Annotated in this window: 13 protein-coding genes, 1 tRNA gene and 2 pseudogenes; 7 read left to right on the forward strand and 9 right to left on the reverse strand. The window is 68.0% G+C overall.

Features of this window, described 5'->3' with window-relative positions:
• Together D7V88_RS28710 and D7V88_RS28715 are read left to right on the forward strand one after the other, a co-directional pair.
• Positions 1 to 1,102 (forward strand): annotated as a pseudogene (locus D7V88_RS28710) (hypothetical protein); the annotation flags it as partial.
• A gap of 310 nt (positions 1,103 to 1,412) precedes the next feature.
• Positions 1,413 to 3,158: a hypothetical protein gene (locus D7V88_RS28715; protein WP_158625169.1), complete on the forward strand. Its 1,746-nt coding sequence runs from the start codon at positions 1,413 to 1,415 to the stop codon at positions 3,156 to 3,158.
• A gap of 70 nt (positions 3,159 to 3,228) precedes the next feature.
• Here the strand turns inward: D7V88_RS28715 and D7V88_RS28720 are convergent, their stop codons facing one another.
• Entirely contained in the window at positions 3,229 to 3,714 is a 486-nt protein-coding gene (locus D7V88_RS28720; RefSeq protein WP_120543818.1) for a hypothetical protein, read from the reverse strand.
• 195 nt (positions 3,715 to 3,909) lie between these two features.
• Between D7V88_RS28720 and D7V88_RS28725 the strand changes: the two genes are divergently transcribed.
• Positions 3,910 to 4,494 carry a hypothetical protein gene (locus tag D7V88_RS28725; protein WP_120543819.1) on the forward strand — a complete coding sequence of 195 codons (585 nt, stop codon included), beginning with the start codon at positions 3,910 to 3,912 and terminating at the stop codon, positions 4,492 to 4,494.
• Positions 4,495 to 4,512: 18 nt separating this feature from the next.
• Here the strand turns inward: D7V88_RS28725 and D7V88_RS28730 are convergent, their stop codons facing one another.
• Entirely contained in the window at positions 4,513 to 5,604 is a 1,092-nt protein-coding gene (locus D7V88_RS28730) for a hypothetical protein (RefSeq protein ID WP_147448903.1), read from the reverse strand.
• Between the two features lie 252 nt (positions 5,605 to 5,856).
• Here D7V88_RS28730 and D7V88_RS28735 point away from each other — a divergent pair, with 252 nt between their 5' ends.
• Both D7V88_RS28735 and D7V88_RS28740 read left to right on the forward strand, forming a co-directional pair.
• Positions 5,857 to 6,426 carry a hypothetical protein gene (locus D7V88_RS28735; protein WP_244238449.1) on the forward strand — a complete coding sequence of 190 codons (570 nt, stop codon included), beginning with the start codon at positions 5,857 to 5,859 and terminating at the stop codon, positions 6,424 to 6,426.
• Between the two features lie 32 nt (positions 6,427 to 6,458).
• Positions 6,459 to 8,009, forward strand: a complete 1,551-nt coding sequence (locus D7V88_RS28740) for a GMC family oxidoreductase N-terminal domain-containing protein (RefSeq protein WP_120543821.1) — start codon at positions 6,459 to 6,461, stop codon at positions 8,007 to 8,009.
• A gap of 12 nt (positions 8,010 to 8,021) precedes the next feature.
• Here the strand turns inward: D7V88_RS28740 and D7V88_RS28745 are convergent, their stop codons facing one another.
• From D7V88_RS28745 to D7V88_RS28770, 6 genes are all read right to left on the reverse strand, one after another.
• Complete coding sequence (locus tag D7V88_RS28745; protein ID WP_244238450.1) at positions 8,022 to 8,912, reverse strand: hypothetical protein; 891 nt, start codon at positions 8,910 to 8,912, stop codon at positions 8,022 to 8,024.
• Positions 8,913 to 8,942: 30 nt separating this feature from the next.
• Positions 8,943 to 9,479, reverse strand: coding sequence for an NUDIX hydrolase (locus D7V88_RS28750; protein WP_244238451.1), 537 nt, complete (start codon positions 9,477 to 9,479; stop codon positions 8,943 to 8,945).
• Positions 9,476 to 10,477 carry a radical SAM protein gene (locus D7V88_RS28755; protein WP_120543822.1) on the reverse strand — a complete coding sequence of 334 codons (1,002 nt, stop codon included), beginning with the start codon at positions 10,475 to 10,477 and terminating at the stop codon, positions 9,476 to 9,478. Before D7V88_RS28755 ends, D7V88_RS28750 begins: the two co-directional genes overlap by 4 nt.
• A 416-nt stretch (positions 10,478 to 10,893) precedes the next feature.
• Positions 10,894 to 10,992 (reverse strand) — tRNA-Sec (locus D7V88_RS28760).
• A 127-nt stretch (positions 10,993 to 11,119) separates the two neighbouring features.
• The gene (locus D7V88_RS28765) at positions 11,120 to 11,410 is read right to left on the reverse strand and encodes a hypothetical protein (protein WP_120543829.1); all 291 of its coding nucleotides are present in this window, start codon (positions 11,408 to 11,410) and stop codon (positions 11,120 to 11,122) included.
• A 29-nt stretch (positions 11,411 to 11,439) separates the two neighbouring features.
• On the reverse strand, positions 11,440 to 12,513 hold the full coding sequence (locus D7V88_RS28770; RefSeq protein WP_120543823.1) for a metallopeptidase family protein: 1,074 nt from the start codon (positions 12,511 to 12,513) through the stop codon (positions 11,440 to 11,442).
• An 88-nt stretch (positions 12,514 to 12,601) separates the two neighbouring features.
• Here D7V88_RS28770 and D7V88_RS28775 point away from each other — a divergent pair, with 88 nt between their 5' ends.
• Both D7V88_RS28775 and groL read left to right on the forward strand, forming a co-directional pair.
• Entirely contained in the window at positions 12,602 to 12,958 is a 357-nt protein-coding gene (locus D7V88_RS28775) for a response regulator (protein ID WP_120543824.1), read from the forward strand.
• Between the two features lie 178 nt (positions 12,959 to 13,136).
• Positions 13,137 to 14,786: a chaperonin GroEL gene (gene groL / locus D7V88_RS28780; protein WP_120543825.1), complete on the forward strand. Its 1,650-nt coding sequence runs from the start codon at positions 13,137 to 13,139 to the stop codon at positions 14,784 to 14,786.
• Between the two features lie 112 nt (positions 14,787 to 14,898).
• On the opposite strand, the pseudogene D7V88_RS28785 reads toward groL, so the two are convergent.
• Positions 14,899 to 15,278, reverse strand: a pseudogene (locus tag D7V88_RS28785) (hybrid histidine protein kinase/response regulator SinK); the annotation flags it as partial.

Below are 15,278 nucleotides of genomic sequence, written 5' to 3' on the forward strand. Positions count from 1 at the left end.
GCGTGGGGGGGGCCAGGGGCTCGTCCTGGCACTCGTCCTCATGATGAGCGCGACGGCCTGGGCCGAGCCTCATTGGGGAGAATTCAAGAAGGGCTTGTGCACGGCGGTGGGCAAGCGCCAGCACTCGGCCATCCTCTGGGGCATCAAGGGCTCCTGGGAGGAGGCGTGCAAGAAGACCCCCGCCATCATCAACGGCCAGAACTTCGCGGGCCCCACGCGGTGCAAGAACGAGAAGGTGTCCATGTGGGGCGAGTTCGACGTGGATGACACGGAGTGCATGCCGACCTGGGGCAGCTTCAAGAAGGACGACTGTCGGGGGCCCGGAATCCGTCAGAAATCCTCCGTCCTCCACGACATCAAGGACCTGTCCTGGGAGGCGGCGTGCGAGCAGATGCCGGCCACCATCGATGGCTTTGCCTTCGTGCGTCCCAGCCGGTGCAAGAACGTCAAGATCAACGAATGGGGCGAGTTCGATGTCCCGGACAATACGTGCCTGTCGAGCACCGCGTGCGCCGCGGACTGCAAGGCCAAGAAGGTGAATGCCGTCCTGGGCGCGCCGAAGGGCGTGACGGCCAGCAAGTCGATGTATTGCAATGACGGCCCCTTTGATCCCTACGGGGGCAAGAAGGCTCGCCGTCAGGACCTGGGCCTTCCGGATTCCGACAACACCGTTCATATCGACATGGGCGGCGAGGCCGTCTATCAGAACGAAGAGGGACAGACGTTTGGCGGCAACGACGCCATCAACCTCAATTGCAGTCTCAACAAGACCTCGGACGGCAACCTGGGCAAGAAGATCCCGAACCTCGTCTTCGGCTTTGGCAACAACATGCCGTTCGCGGACGCCTTCGCGGACCGGATTTCCGTGGAGAACGCACCCATCTTCCCCAAGGAGATCGAGCGGGTCATCAAGCCGGGGGGCGTCGTGAAGCTGGTCTACACGGACTTTTCCCTGGGGCAGGTGGACACCCTGGCCAAGGACCTGTGCGTCACGCCCACCGTGCAGAAGATGGGCGTCATCGATGTGGCGTGGTTCGTCGTCCCCAGCGACTTCGACTACCGCAAGCCGCGCGACTGCAAGTCCGTCAAGGAGGAGCTGTGATTCCGGGGGAAGGGTCCTCCACGGGGAACAGCCGGCAGAGCGCTCGACGTTCACGTGCCGGAGGCTACCACCCCGCCCCCCGGGCCTCCGCCTGGCAGGGCCGCTGAAGAAGATTGTATGGGGGCTGAATATCGCCCCGTCCCCGCCGTCAGGAGCGCTACCCAACGGCGAGGACATTCCAGGCACGCGCTCGCAAGTCATTGCAGCGCAACGACGCAGCCGCGTCGGTCCGGCGATGCCCCGTCGCGTCTGGGAGAGAGATTCGGATGAGTCTGGGCCGGTCCGGATCCTCAGCGACAAGAGGTACCGCATGATGCAGCACCGACGTTCCCATCCACCCCGCAGCGTCTCCAACTCCAGCACCTCCCAGGCCCGGTGGGCCTGGGCGCTCCTCGCCGCGCTGCCTTTGTTCGGCTGCACCGGGACGGAGTCGCCCGAGCCCTCCGCCAGCAAGGACAAGGACTTCTCAATCGCATCACAAGCACTCCTGCAATCACCACCGTCCGTCAGCGCCGGTGTCGTCCACGGCTGCGGGCTGACCGACAGCGGTCTGGCCATCTGCTGGGGCAACAACGACGATGGCAAGGCCACGCCCCCCGACGGCGCCTTCACGCAGCTCAGCGCCGGCAGGCACCACGTCTGCGGCGTCCGTCCGGACAGCAGCGTGGTGTGCTGGGGGCTCGACAGCCATGGCCAGTCCACGCCTCCCACGGGCAGCTTCACCCAGGTCAGCGTGGGCGAGCGCTTCAGTTGCGGCCTCAAGGCGGATGCGAGCCTGGAGTGCTGGGGCAACAACGACGAAGGGCAGGCCACGCCCCCCACGGGCAGCTTCACCCAGGTCAGCGCGGGGCTCTTCCATGCCTGCGCCGTCACCGCCTCGGGCGGGCTGGCGTGCTGGGGCAATGACTCCTCCGGCCAATCCACGCCCCCCTCGGGCAGCTTCACCCAGGTCAGCGCGGGGACCTTCAATGCCTGCGCCGTCACCACCTCGGGCACCCTGACGTGCTGGGGCGATGACTCCTACGGCCAATCCACACCCCCCTCGGGCACCTTCACCCAACTGAGCGTGGGAGGCGCTCACGCATGCGCTCTCTCCGACACGGGCACCCCGACGTGCTGGGGTGACAATTTCGCCGGACAGGGTTCGCCTCCCGCAGGCACCTTCCGGCAGGTCAGCGCGGGCGGGGCGAACACGTGCGCGGTGACCCTGGCCGGCGACTTCACCTGCTGGGGGAGTGATTTCGAGGGGGAGTCCTCGCCCCCCCGGCGCTACCAGGCGCTCGCGACGGGTTATATGCACTCGTGTGGTTTGCACCTCGACGGCACCGTCGCGTGCTTCGGGGACGACTCGTACAACCAGGCCTCGCCGCCCCCGGGCACCTTCACCCTGCTGGAACTGGGCGCCGTGCACTCCTGCGGGCTCCAGGTTGACGGCAGCGTGGCGTGCTGGGGGCTCGACCACCTGGGACAATCCACGCCGCCCACCGGAGCCTTCACCGCGCTCGGCCTGGGTGAGTGGCATTCGTGCGGCGTCCGGGCCGATGGCACGGTGGCCTGCTGGGGCGACAATGCCAACGGGGAGTCCTCACCTCCGACGGGGACCTTCACCCGGGTGGGGGCGGGGAGCGGTTTCACGTGTGGCCTGCGGACGGATGGCAGCGTGTCCTGCTGGGGGCGTGACTTCGCCGGTTCGTCCACGGCGCCCACGGGGGTCTTCTCCCAGCTCACGGTGGGTGACACCTTCGCGTGCGTCGTGACGGCGGATGGCGGCATTTCCTGCTGGGGGAGCAACATGAGCGGGCAGACCTCGCCTCCCGTGGGCCTGCCCATCCAGTTCCTCCAGGTGAGCGCGGGCGCCTCCCACGCTTGCGCCATCGTCAGCGGCGGCCCTGGCATCGAGTGCTGGGGGAGTGACTACTCCAACCAGGCCAGCCCGCCCTGGGGGCAGGAGTTCACCCAGGTCAGCTCCGGGGCGAGCCACACCTGCGCGTTGACGACCCGGGGATTTGCCCGGTGCTGGGGTGACCTCAGCGCCGGTATTCCTTCGTCTCCCTGAGGTTGGGCGCGGTGGGGGAGGGACGGTCCACGACCGGGCCCTCCCCCATCGCGGAGTGCTTGAAGAGGACTCAGCCGATGTCGGCCCAGCACCGGCCTTCGAGGCAGGACAGGCCCGTGCAGCAGGAGTCCGGCCCTTCGACGGAGCAATCAGCGCCTTCGGGGCTGCAGACGGGGCCGGCATCCACGTCACCACCGGTGCCCGCGTCCGCACTGCCGCCATCCGACTCACACGTGCCGCCATCACCGGGGGTTCCCCCGTCACCGCCGCAGGCGCCCAGCGTGTCGCCGTGACGCAGGTGGGCCGACATGGCGGGAAGCCCCACCGTCACCGTGTGGGCATTGGCGGGATTGCCAGGGGGAATGTGACAGAGGGTGATCTTCCCGGTGCTGTCTGGAGCCGCGTCCGGCTCGGAAGGGTCCGTCGTGTCCGCTCCCAGGTTGTCGCCTCCCGTGTTGAGCGTGGGGTCGGACTGCTCGGTGCCGCCACACCCGGCGGCCAGCAGTGTGCACAGGGCCAGCCACACCACGGGTGACGCAGCAGGGATCTTTCGCATGGGCATCCTCCAGGGGGAATGAAGCGGAAGCGACGCTCCCTTCCCGGCGAGCAGCACCTCCACGCGGAAGACCCCCAGGGCCCCGCACCGGCCACGGGCCGACCGCGCGAGTCACCACGCGGTGCGGAAAGGCCGTGGCAAGCCCCGGGCCCGTTGATGCTTCGCCCCGGGTCGGGATTCGTTCATCGTAGCGGCATGGATTCAACGCACGCGCGCATCCCGGACCCGACGGACGGCGAGAAGGGCCGGCTGCTGGTGGACGTCACCCTGTGGAAGCTGAGTCACCCCCAGTTCCTGCTGGCGCTGGCGAAGATGTCTGTGCCGCTGACCATCGTGATCGCGGCGGGGATCACCTCGTGGGTGTCCTGGCCGGGCTTCAGCTTCTCGGTCTTCAGGGGGGCGTTTTTCTGGGCCGGGTTCTTCGTGGTCCTCGTCGCGCTGCTCCCGCTGGTCTTGATGGTGGATGCGCCCGGTTCCACCTACTGCAAGGTGCCCGTGGTGCGCATCGAGCGCTTCGAGCGCGAGCTGACCGTGAGGGATGCGTCCGGAGCGCTGCTGGGGGAGCTCTCCAAGGGGGCGCTGCGGGTGGCGCGTGCGAACCTCACGCTGGGGCGCGGTCTGGTGGGAGCGCTCCGTCTGGACCACTCGAAGAGTTCGGTCTGGCTCATGCCCCAGCAGTCGATTGGCGCCTGGCCCGGCCTGCGGACCGAGCCTCCCAACATGGAAATCCACCGCATCGACAACGCGCTGTTCGACGACCTGATGCGACTCGCGGAGTAGCGGGCGTCGGGGGGATGCTCACGGCGTCTTGAGCGAAGCGTCGAGGATGCTCGTATTCGCCGCACAGGCTTGCTTCACGGCGTCGTCATCCCCGGGGAGGACCACCTCCAGGATCTCCAGCCGGTAGTCGCGGCCCGCCAGGAGCATGTCCGTGATGACGTTGTTCGGAAGCCCCGGGAAGTGGAGCACGTTGGGCGACGCATACAGTTCGATCCACGTGTTCCACACCTCCTCCGGGAACGGCGTCCCCAGATGGTCGTTCTGGCGGAAGTACACCTCCAGCCCGGCCAGCTTGACGAGGTAGTCGTCGAAGAACTCCGCCTGGGTGAGGACCCGGCCCTGGCCGTACCGCGTCCATGCGCGTTCGAAGTTCGCCAGGATCCGGGCCTCGTCATAGTCGCGGACGTACTCGTAATACGGGCGGGCGAACTCCCAGTCGGCGGGCAGGGCGTCGAGGTTGTCGAGCGAGGCCTGTCCGCCGCTGATCTGCGCCAGGGATTGATTGACGGCCGCCTGGAGTCCCCTCCAGAGCATGAGCTCTCCGGTGTCCGCCGCGTACAGTCCTGTGGTGCTGGTGGAGAGCCAGGCGTTCAGGCTGTAGGCGTTGATATAGCTTTGATAGATGCGATAGCCCTGTCCTCGGGGGAGCTGTTCGACGGTGAAGACATGGTCCTCCGTGCCCGTGTGTCTCACGTGGTAGATGACCGTCCGCGCGCTCCCCGCATGGACTTGGAACAGCCCCTGGAGTTCGTCGCCACGAACGACCCGGTAGCCAGCCCGTGAGCCATCGATACCGTCGTCGTGTCTGGATTCGACGTACTGCTGTTCGAGCCCTTCGAACACCTCGGTGACCCAGGAGCGGGTCAACCCACAAGCGAAGGCTTCACCGTCCTCCCGCGATTCGAGCATCGCCGCGACGAATTGCTCGGGGACCTGGGTGTTCTTCGCGGCCTGGACCTTGTGCTCCAGCCGGGAGGAGAGCGCCCGGTCGTGGACGGAGAGGTCCCGGATGCGCTCATGGCAGGAGAGCCCCTGCGCTGCTGGCGTGGGGGGAACAGACGGGGTTGTACACGCGGCCAGGACGAAGCAGAGCAGCAGGGCCGCGGTCATGAACCCGGCCGGACGGGCGGTGCTTCGCCGCGGCCCGTGTCCATGCTCGTCGTCTCGCCGCCACTCCGGAAACCGAACCTGCGTGCCCATGACACTCCTTTTCGCCGTCGTGGCATGAATCCTACGGTCTCTCCACGGGCGAGCGTTCAAGGCCCGGCCCCCTGCTGGCGAAGCCCCGGTGGTATCGGGATTCGCGAGGAGGGCGGGTCTTGCTCTGAACGCAACGGTTACGTCATGCTGTGCCTTGTCGACATGAGCACCTCGCCTCCCTCGCCACCGTCCGAAACGCCCACGTCGAGCACGCCAGAGCCGCTCCTGGCACGTCGGCGGGTCCTGCAATTGCTGGGATTGGGACTGGTCGCGGCCGGCGGCGGTGTCTGGGCGCTGCGGACGGGCTCCGCGCCGGTGGAGCTTCCGCTCCAGCTCATCTCTCCGGAGGTCACCGGCCCGCTGCCCCCGGCCTTGTCGAAGGTCCTGCTCGCGACGGGCCGGCTGGTGTCGCGTCACCTGGGCTTCGACGCCCACGCGGACGAGGCCGTCCTGGAAGCCTATCTCCGCCAGAAGTGCGAGGAGGCTCCGTCATACCTGGGGACCTACACCCGCTACGCATCCGAGGGAGCGCTCCCCGAGGCGCTGTCGGTGTCCTGGCTGGAGGCCCTTCCGGAACTCTACCGGCGCAGGGTCGTGGGAGAGATTGCCATCATGCTGCTGGTCAGCGGGGGCTTCCGGGCCTTTGGTTTCAACAACTTCAACGGCTACATGGGCGGCTCCTGGCACAACCCCCAGGAGTCCGGCGCCTTCCGGCCCTCCAGTGAGCCCTGAGCGTCGGCTCCGGGTAGCGGGAATCCTCAGACATGCGGCTGTGCATCATCGGAAGTGGCGTCGTCGGAGTGGTCATCGCCCGGGCGGCGCTCCACCTGGGGCATGAAGTGGTGATGCTGGAGGCCGGTCCCCGGGTGCCCATGAGGAACTGGCGCCGCTGGCTGGACTTCGTCACCACGGGGGTGCGGCCCTACCATTCCTGCGAGGACACCCAGGGGGATGCGAACCAGCTTCCTGGCGCGGATCCCGCCTTCGACCACTTCCTGCTCAAGGGAAGCCGGCTGATGGCCGTGGGCGGTTCGACGCTGCACTGGAGCGGGTGGACGCCCCGACTCCATCCGGAGGACTTCGAGCTGCACTCCCGCACGGGCAAGGGGCTGGACTGGCCCTTCGGCTACCGGGAGCTGGAGCCCTACTACGGCCAGGCCGAGCACCTGTTGAACGTCACCGGCCCGCTGACGCCGTCTCCGGGGCACCCGACGCCGTGGCGCTCGACGCCCTACAAGTGGAACAGCCCGCCGTACCCCGTGGAGACGGAGCCCGGGCGCCGCGCCCTGGCCGCGCTGGGAATCACCTACGACCACGTCCCCATGTCGCGCCGGGGTGAGTCGGGCGAGGGCGTAGGCGGGGCGTGCATGACGTTCGGCACCTGCCGTTACTGCCCCATGGGGGCGCGCTTCGATCCGACACTGCTGCTGCCCACGCTGGAGGCCCATCCGGGGTTCCGACTCCTGGCGGAGAGCCCGGCAATCGCGCTCCAACTGCAGGCGGGGAAGGCGAGCGGGGTGGTGCACAAGACGCCCCAAGGAGGGACCGCCACCGTCCTCGCGGATGCGTTCGTGGTCGCGTCGGGCGCGCTCGAAACCCCCAAGCTGCTTTGGCGTTCGGGCTTCGACGCGCAGCGGCTGCCCGCGCTGGGGCGCTACCTGACGACCCATCCCATGCTCAAGCTGGAGGGCAAGCTGGAGGGTCCGCCGCGAGCGGGCTTCACCGGCCGCGAGGTGCCCATGCCGGCGTTCTTCTCGCGCCACTTCGACACGCCCGAGCACCAGGCGGCCGGCAAGATGCTCTTCTCCGAGTACCCGGAGGAGCTGGACCTCCAGGCCTGGGCCGCGCAGGGCCTGAAGCCGGAGTACCTGGGGTCCTTCGCGCGCGAGCCCCGCTTCAACCTGCATGGCTTCATCGAGGAGTTTCCCCACCCGGACAACCGCATCCTTCCTGGCGACGGTGCGGGTGCCCGCGAGGTGACCGTGAGCTACGCCGCGCGCGAGGGCTTCCGTGAGCGCTGGCAGTGGATGACGGACACGCTGATGGAGGTGATGAAGCGCACGGGCTGCCGCGAGCAGGACGTGGTCGTCTCCCGCGTCATCCGGCGCGCGGACCACTCGGTCGGGACGGTGCGTTTCGGGCCGAACCCGGACACAGGCGTGGTGGACGGACGGCACCTGCTGCACGGCACGCGCAACGTGTTCGCCGTCACCAACGGCAACTTTCCCAACAACGGAAGCGTCAACCCGACGTTGACGCTCACCGCGCTGACGCTCCGGTTCGCGGATCAGGTGCTGCCAACGCTCACGCCCTGAGCGGGTGACAGCTCACAGCGCGGCCTTGAGCAGCGCCAGGGACACCACCGCCACCATGGCGAAGACCTCGCGGCGCTCCGGGTGCTCCTGGATGAAGGTGCTGGCGAACACCATGGAGAACAGCGTCACCGAGTTGAGGATGGGCCAGGCGATGACGCGCTGGCCGGTCGCCAGGGCGAGGACGAAGGTGATCTGACTGCCGACGGTGAACGCCGAGCGCAGCAGCAGGTTGAGCCGCGCCGGCCCGTCCGCGAAGAGTGCCCGCACCTGCGCGAGCCGGGCGAGCGACGGGCGGAAGGCCACGAGCAGCAGCAGGCAGAAGGCGCTGCGCCAGAACATGATGGCGGTGGTCACCCCCAGGCTCTTCAACAGCTCCGGGGACTGCTCCTGCTGGAAGAAGAGCTCACCGCAGAGGCTCTGGATGATGACCGCGGAGGTGATGATCACCGCGTAGCGGACCACCGTGCGCGGTTCGCCCTCCTTGCCCGGTCGGATGGCGAGCAGCGAGCAGGCCGACACCGCGAGCGCGAAGAGGTACTCGCTCCCACGCACCGTGCGTCCGCACAGCATCAGGGCGATGGGGATGAGCACGTCTCCGACGCGCGACGCGATGTTCACCTTGGCCACGGGCAGGTTGCGGAAGCCCGCGGAGAAGGCGAAGCCGACGGCCTGGATGCTGAGCGCGAACAGGGCGAGCCGCGGGTCCGCGAAGAGGGCCCACGCGGAGGACTCCCCTCCGGTCACGAGCAGCAGCACCGCCAGCAGCACGAAGGGCAGGAAGTTGTTGGCGAAGTTGAGAACCAGGATGGACTGGTTGCGCAGCCCGTAGCTCCACCGGTCGAACACGCTGTTGGCGGATCGGAGCAGGACGGACAGCAGGGCGAAGAGGACGGTCTGCATCATCGGAGTGGGCGTGCGCTCAGCGTCTGGCTATCACGCCTTCGTGCTCCCGGAAACGGGAGGTCCGGCGCCCAGGGCTTCCGGGTAGAGCTGCTCCAGGCAGGGCCACAACTGCGGGTGACAGGGGTGTTCGCGGAGGGACGCCAACCGGGCCGTTTCGCAGAACAGACCGCCCTCCACCTCCCGCTCCGCGAAGCGCAGGGGGGCTTCACTGCGCGAGCGGTAGAGGAAGATGCGGCGGTGGTGTCCGTCGTCGAAGACGAACTCCGCGACGGCCTCCAGGGGACCCGGTACGCCCAGCTCCTCCTCGAGTTCCCGCAGGGCCGCGTCCAGCGGAGCTTCGCCCGCGTCGACGTGTCCCCCCGCCGACGTGCACAGGTACCCGGGCAGATAGGTGACGTGCTGGGAGCGGCGCTGGAGGAAGACCGTGCCGGCGCGCTCGAGCATCACGTGGACGATGCGGTGGGGCAGCTTCTCCCGGTAGATGCGCTCCCGGGGCGCGGTTGCGATGACGCGGCCCGAGAGGTCGATGACGTCGATGAGCTCCATGTGGGGGGAACCCTGGCTCATGCCACCCGGGACCTCAACTCCAGGGGCTGCTCCACCGTCCTCACGCGGCCCGCGATCCACTTCCGGAAGTGGGCGTCCAGGTCGTAGTTCTCCGGCGTCCACCCGTCGCGCATGCTTCCGGTGACCAGCGAGCTGAAGAAGAGCTTCTTGCCGGTGAGGATCTCCTCGGTGCCCAGCGTGCCGTTGGGCCAGATGAGGCAGTAGTACCGGCTGTAGTTGACGGTGCGGTCGGAGAGCCGGATCTGCATGTCCGGGTACTTGAGCCGCAGTTGTTCCACGACGTTTTCGACCTGGGTCGTGTCCTCCGGCATGAGCTCACCGTAGATGTGGTGCGCCCGGCCGGCGGAGAGCGTCCAGGACACGGCCCAGTCCCGGATGCCGCGCTCGTAGAGGAACTGGGCGAGCGCGGAGACCTCCTGATGGTTGTAGCGGTTGAGGCACGTGAGGATGCGCAGGGAGACGCCCGCGTCCTGGCAGAGGCTGATGGCCCGCAGGGTCTCCTGATAGGTATTGCCCTTGACGTTGCGGCTGGGGCGGATCTCGTTGTTCACCCGCTCATCCATCGAGTCGAGGCTGATCTCCACGCGGGTGCACCGGCGCACGGACTTCATGGCCTGGCTGGACAGGAACGTCCCGTTCGTCCCGAGGATGGTGGCCACCCCGTGGTCGGTGAGCTTGTCGATGACCTGGAGGGTATCCCGGCGCATCAGCGGCTCACCCCCTGAGAGGATCTGTCGCATCACCCCCGCGCGGATGACCTCGTCCGCGACCTTGAGCTGCTGCGCGGTGGTGAGGCGCTCGGACGGGAGGTCCTCCACGTTGCCGTAGCAGTGGATGCACTTGAGATTGCAGGGGGCTGTCACCAGCCAGCCGACACCAATGGGGCTCTCCGGCGTGGGCGTGCAGCCGGGGTGCACCTCCGCGGAGAACTCATCCAACGTGTTGTCATAGAAGATCGTGCCCCAGCTCTCCCTGCGGGAACGGATGTGCGTGGACATGGCCTGGAAGAGGCTCCTGGATGAAAAAGACAAGGCCAGGGCCGCCGGGCCGCCTGGGCCCCGCTCTCCTGGTGCTCGCTCGTGATGGGGGGAGCCCCCTGTCCTCGGCGGGTCCAAGGACGGCCTTCAGGGCTCTGACAGCGGTGCCGCGACTGCATACAGCTCAAGAAACGTAAAGCAGGACTATGTAACAGAATCGTCACAACATTACTTCACGGAATTCCGCGCCTTGCAAGCAGGGTTGAAAACATTTGCTGCGTGCGTTTCGCGCGGCCCGAACCTCACAGGTCGGGGAGACCGTTCACGGTCCGCCGAGCGAGACATCGACGCTGCGGGCGTTTGTCGTTGAGGTCGGGGGCGCGTCCGGACGGGCCCGCTGCGGCGAGGGGGCGGCGGTCGCGCTCCCTCTGCGGCACTGGCGGTAGGGCACGGGAATCGAACTCGCCAGGGACTGCTCTCGCAGCCCCTCACCGGTTTTGAAGACCGGGCCGGCCACCAGGTCCGGAGGCCCTACCGTGGTCGATTACTGCCGCTAGGGCCGGGACCCGTCAACCTGCACGAGCGGGTCTTCGGGACCGCCTCAGGGGGGTGCAGAAGCCGTCACACGGGTGGTGAATACAGACCCGGAGCTTCCGCCGAGCGCTACTGACAGATGCCCGGACAGTCCGCGCTCGCCCCGGGCGCGCACGTATCAGACGGATCATCCACGCAGCTCGTCCCCGTGGCGCAACCGCCGAAGAGCCCGCCGCAACACCGGAGGTATCCCTGGGGCACGTCGCACGACGTCGAGAAGCTCTCGCACGTCCCCGTCGAGGAGCGCGCGAACACCACCACCTGCGGACAGACGATCGGCTCTTCCTCGCCGTCCCCCGTGCACGCTCCGAGCCCCAGCACCGCCGCCGCCATCAGTCCCAGCTTCATCCAGGTTCGCATGGCGGACATCAGGGCAGGGCAGGGCGCTCCTAGTCCAGTCCCCGCTCCCACAGGTCGTCCTCATCCAGACCCATCAGGTGCCCGACCTCGTGCATCACCGTGATGCCAATCTGTTCGATCAGCTCCTCACGCGTGCGCGCGAAGCGCTCCAGGTTCCGCTGGTACAGCACGATGGACGCCGGGAAGTGATCCGCTGCGTCCGTCACGCTGCGCTCGCCCACCGGCGTGCCCCGGAAGACGCCCAGGATGCACGGCGACAGGGGGGGCTGCTGCCCCAGCAGATCCTCGTCCGACGGCAGGTCCTCCACCGCCAGCGTGACGTTGTCCATGTACTGCTTCACCTGGGCGGGCAGGGCGCGCATCGCGTCCTCCACCGCCCGGTCGAACGCCGCCTCCTCCAGCGCCACCGGCGGCGGAAGCTCCTCGGGCGCCAGCACCTGCGCACGGCCAAAGCGCTTCTTCGCCTCGCGCGCATCGCCCTTCCGCTCCGCGATGAGCCCCAGGTAGTGGTGTGCCCACGCCTCGTCCGGCGTGTCCTTCAAGACCCGCTCGAAGGACTCCTGCGCGGGAGGGAAGCGGCACAGCTCGAACAGCGCGATGCCCCGCTCCAACTGCGCGTCCGGCGAGCGCGGCATGTGCTCCAGCGCCGCGTCCAGGCTCTTCAGCGCGGTCTCGCACTCACCCAACTGGTTGAGGCCCAGACCTTCCAGGAGGAGGAACTCGTAGACGAGCTCCACGTCGTCGGCCTTCTGCGCCAGCTTCCGGCCCCGGGCGCACCACTCCAGGCCTTCCTCCACCGCCTCCCGGTCCTCGCCCGTGCGGCAGACCAGGAACTCGGCCGCGCCAAAGAGGATCTCCAGGTCCTCCGGCGCCACCTTCAGGGCGGCCCCGTAGGCCCGGCCCGCGTCCTCCAGTCGACCCACCTCCACCAGCGCCGCGGCCCGGTAGTGCAGGGCTTCTGGTGACTCCGGGACGTCCTTGAGGAGCGCTTCGGCCCGGGAAAGCGCGGCTTCGAAGTCCGTGGCCTCGAAGGCGTCCGCCACCTGGTCCAGTCGCGCGTCCACGCCCTGCGCCTCCCCTTGCTTCGCCGTGCGCTTCACCATTCGGGCGGGCAGCTAAGAAGCCGTGCTTCGCGTTGTCAACGACCGGCGTGGCTGTTACCTTCCAGCGCCCCGTTTTGCCCAAGTCCCCGTGAACATCCTGGTCGTAGACGACGATTACGAGCTGTGCACCATGCTCTCTCGCTATCTGGAGATGCATGGCTACACCGTGTTCTCGGCGTCGGACGCCCTGCAGGCGCTGGACATCATGGAGCGGCACCCCGTGGGGCTGGTCATCACCGACTACCTCATGCCCCACCTGGACGGCATCTCCTTCACGGGCATGCTCAAGGCGGACCCCCGCTTCCAGTCCATCTCCGTCCTGATGATGACGGCCAGCAACGACGCCAACATCTCCGACCGGGGCCTGCGCAAGGGCGTGGCCATCACCCTGCAGAAGCCCCTGGACATGGGTCAGTTGCTCAACCTCGTGCGCTTCGCCGAGTAGCGCCCGGCAGGTCGCCCGAGCCCCCCGTCCGGGCGGGCTGGAAGGCGTCCGCGGGGCCACACGTTTGCCCCTTTCCGTTGACATCGTCGATGCGACCCTTATGTTGGCGCTCGACATGGCCGAGTGCTAACGGCCATCCCCATTCGTAGAAATTCCCCAAGTATTATCGGAGGTTGCGATGGCAGCGAAGGAAATCTTCTTCCACCAGAACGCGCGTGATTCCATCCTGCGCGGTGTACGGATCCTGGCGGATGCGGTCGCGGTGACCCTGGGGCCCAAGGGCCGCAACGTGGTCATCGAGAAGAGCTTTGGCTCGCCCACCATCACCAAGGACGGCGTCACCGTCGCCAAGGAGATCGATCTCGAGAACCGCTTCGAGAACATGGGCGCCCAGATGGTGAAGGAGGTCGCGTCCAAGACCTCCGACAAGGCGGGCGACGGCACCACGACGGCCACCGTGCTGGCGCGGGCCATCTATGAGGAGGGCCTGAAGCTGGTGGCCGCCGGCCACAGCCCCATGGACCTCAAGCGCGGCATCGACAAGGCCGTGGAGGTCGTGGTCGCCGAGCTGAAGAAGATGTCCAAGACGACCACGGACAAGCAGGCCATCGCGCAGGTGGGCACCATCTCCGCCAACGGGGACGAGACCATCGGCCAGACCATCGCGGACGCGATGGAGAAGGTCGGCAAGGAGGGCGTCATCACGGTCGAGGAGGCCAAGGGCCTCGAGACCACGCTGGACGTCGTCGAGGGCATGCAGTTCGACCGCGGGTACGTGTCTCCGTACTTCGTGACGAACCGCGACCGCATGGAGGTCGTCATGGACGACCCCTACATCCTCATCAGCGAGAAGAAGGTCTCGTCGATGCAGGACATGATCCCCGTGCTGGAGCAGGTCGCGCGCTCGGGCAAGCCGCTGCTCATCATCGCGGACGACATCGAGGGCGAGGCGCTGGCCACGCTCGTGGTGAACAAGATCCGCGGCGTGCTGAACGTGGCCGCGGTGAAGGCGCCGGGCTTCGGTGACCGCCGCAAGGAGATGCTCAAGGACATCGCCACGCTGACGGGCGGCATGGTGGTGAGCGAGGAGCTGGGTCACAAGTACGAGAACCTGAACCTCACGGACCTGGGCCGCGCCAAGCGCATCACGGTGGACAAGGACAACACCACCATCGTGGACGGCAGCGGGCAGAAGGCGGACATCGAGGGCCGCATCAAGCTCATCCGCACCCAGATTGAAGCGGTCACCAGCGACTACGACCGCGAGAAGCTCCAGGAGCGGATGGCGAAGCTCGTGGGCGGCGTGGCGGTCATCAACGTCGGCGCGGCGACCGAAGTGGAGATGAAGGAGAAGAAGGCCCGCGTCGAGGACGCGCTGCACGCGACCCGCGCGGCCGTCGAAGAGGGCATCGTCCCTGGCGGCGGTGTCGCCTACATCCGCAGCCTCAAGGCGCTGGACGGCCTGAAGCTGGGCGGCGAGCTGGACTTCGGCGTGGAGATCATCCGCAAGGCCCTGACGGAGCCCCTGCGCAAGATCGCCAGCAACGCCGGCGTCGAGGGCGCGGTCGTCATCAACAAGGTCAAGGAAGGCACCGGCGCGTTCGGCTTCAACGCCCGCACGGAGACCTACGAGGACCTGGAGAAGGCGGGCGTCATCGACCCGACCAAGGTCGAGCGCACCGCGCTGCAGAACGCCGCCTCCGTGGCGTCCCTGCTGCTCACCACCGAGGCGATGATCGCCGAGCGCCCGAAGAAGAAGGGCAAGGGCGGCGGCGGTGGTTCCGGCGGCGGCACGCCGGACTACGGCGGCGACGACATGGACTACTGAGCCCCGCGCTCGGTTGAGTCCCACTCGGGGCGGGCCTTGAAGGTCCGCTCCCGGTGAGCTTCCGGCCCCGGTGGGCCTCGCGCACTGCGAGGCGCCCGGGGCCGGGGCATTTTCAGGGCACGGACTGCTTGAACGCGAGCCCCAGCTCCCGGCTGAGCGCCGTGGTGTCGGAGAGCAGCTTGGGCAGGCACGCGGAGGCCCCGGCGCGCAGGGACGCCAGCGCGGTCTCCATCGTGAGGTGCTCGGCCAGCACCACGAAGGGCGTGCCCTGGCTGAGCGCGCGGCCCAGCTCCAGCGCCTTCTTGCCGTACGCGGGCGCGAAGTCCCACGACACCACCACGCCCACCGGCGGCTCCAGCGCCGCTATCTCCGCGCTCACGATGATGCGCGCCTCCAGCCCCAGCAGGGCCAGGGCCTCTGAAATCTGCCGCGCCGTGGCGGGGTTGTCCTCCAGCACGTCCACCCGGCGCGTCGTGGGGCTCGGGACGGGGG

The sequence above is a fragment of the Corallococcus terminator genome (genome assembly GCF_003611635.1).
GTDB lineage: Bacteria > Myxococcota > Myxococcia > Myxococcales > Myxococcaceae > Corallococcus > Corallococcus terminator.

What these genes read in the sequence shown, in the direction of transcription:
- D7V88_RS28725 (WP_120543819.1), top strand. Translation starts at nt 3,910, where the DNA reads ATGGATTCAACGCACGCGCGCATCCCGGACCCGACGGACGGCGAGAAG.
- D7V88_RS28755 (WP_120543822.1), bottom strand. Translation starts at nt 10,477, where the DNA reads ATGTCCACGCACATCCGTTCCCGCAGGGAGAGCTGGGGCACGATCTTC.
- D7V88_RS28740 (WP_120543821.1), top strand. Translation starts at nt 6,459, where the DNA reads ATGCGGCTGTGCATCATCGGAAGTGGCGTCGTCGGAGTGGTCATCGCC.
- D7V88_RS28745 (WP_244238450.1), bottom strand. Translation starts at nt 8,912, where the DNA reads ATGATGCAGACCGTCCTCTTCGCCCTGCTGTCCGTCCTGCTCCGATCC.
- D7V88_RS28735 (WP_244238449.1), top strand. Translation starts at nt 5,857, where the DNA reads ATGAGCACCTCGCCTCCCTCGCCACCGTCCGAAACGCCCACGTCGAGC.
- D7V88_RS28715 (WP_158625169.1), top strand. Translation starts at nt 1,413, where the DNA reads ATGATGCAGCACCGACGTTCCCATCCACCCCGCAGCGTCTCCAACTCC.
- groL (WP_120543825.1), top strand. Translation starts at nt 13,137, where the DNA reads ATGGCAGCGAAGGAAATCTTCTTCCACCAGAACGCGCGTGATTCCATC.
- D7V88_RS28720 (WP_120543818.1), bottom strand. Translation starts at nt 3,714, where the DNA reads ATGCGAAAGATCCCTGCTGCGTCACCCGTGGTGTGGCTGGCCCTGTGC.
- D7V88_RS28750 (WP_244238451.1), bottom strand. Translation starts at nt 9,479, where the DNA reads ATGAGCCAGGGTTCCCCCCACATGGAGCTCATCGACGTCATCGACCTC.
- D7V88_RS28730 (WP_147448903.1), bottom strand. Translation starts at nt 5,604, where the DNA reads ATGACCGCGGCCCTGCTGCTCTGCTTCGTCCTGGCCGCGTGTACAACC.
- D7V88_RS28770 (WP_120543823.1), bottom strand. Translation starts at nt 12,513, where the DNA reads ATGGTGAAGCGCACGGCGAAGCAAGGGGAGGCGCAGGGCGTGGACGCG.
- D7V88_RS28765 (WP_120543829.1), bottom strand. Translation starts at nt 11,410, where the DNA reads ATGCGAACCTGGATGAAGCTGGGACTGATGGCGGCGGCGGTGCTGGGG.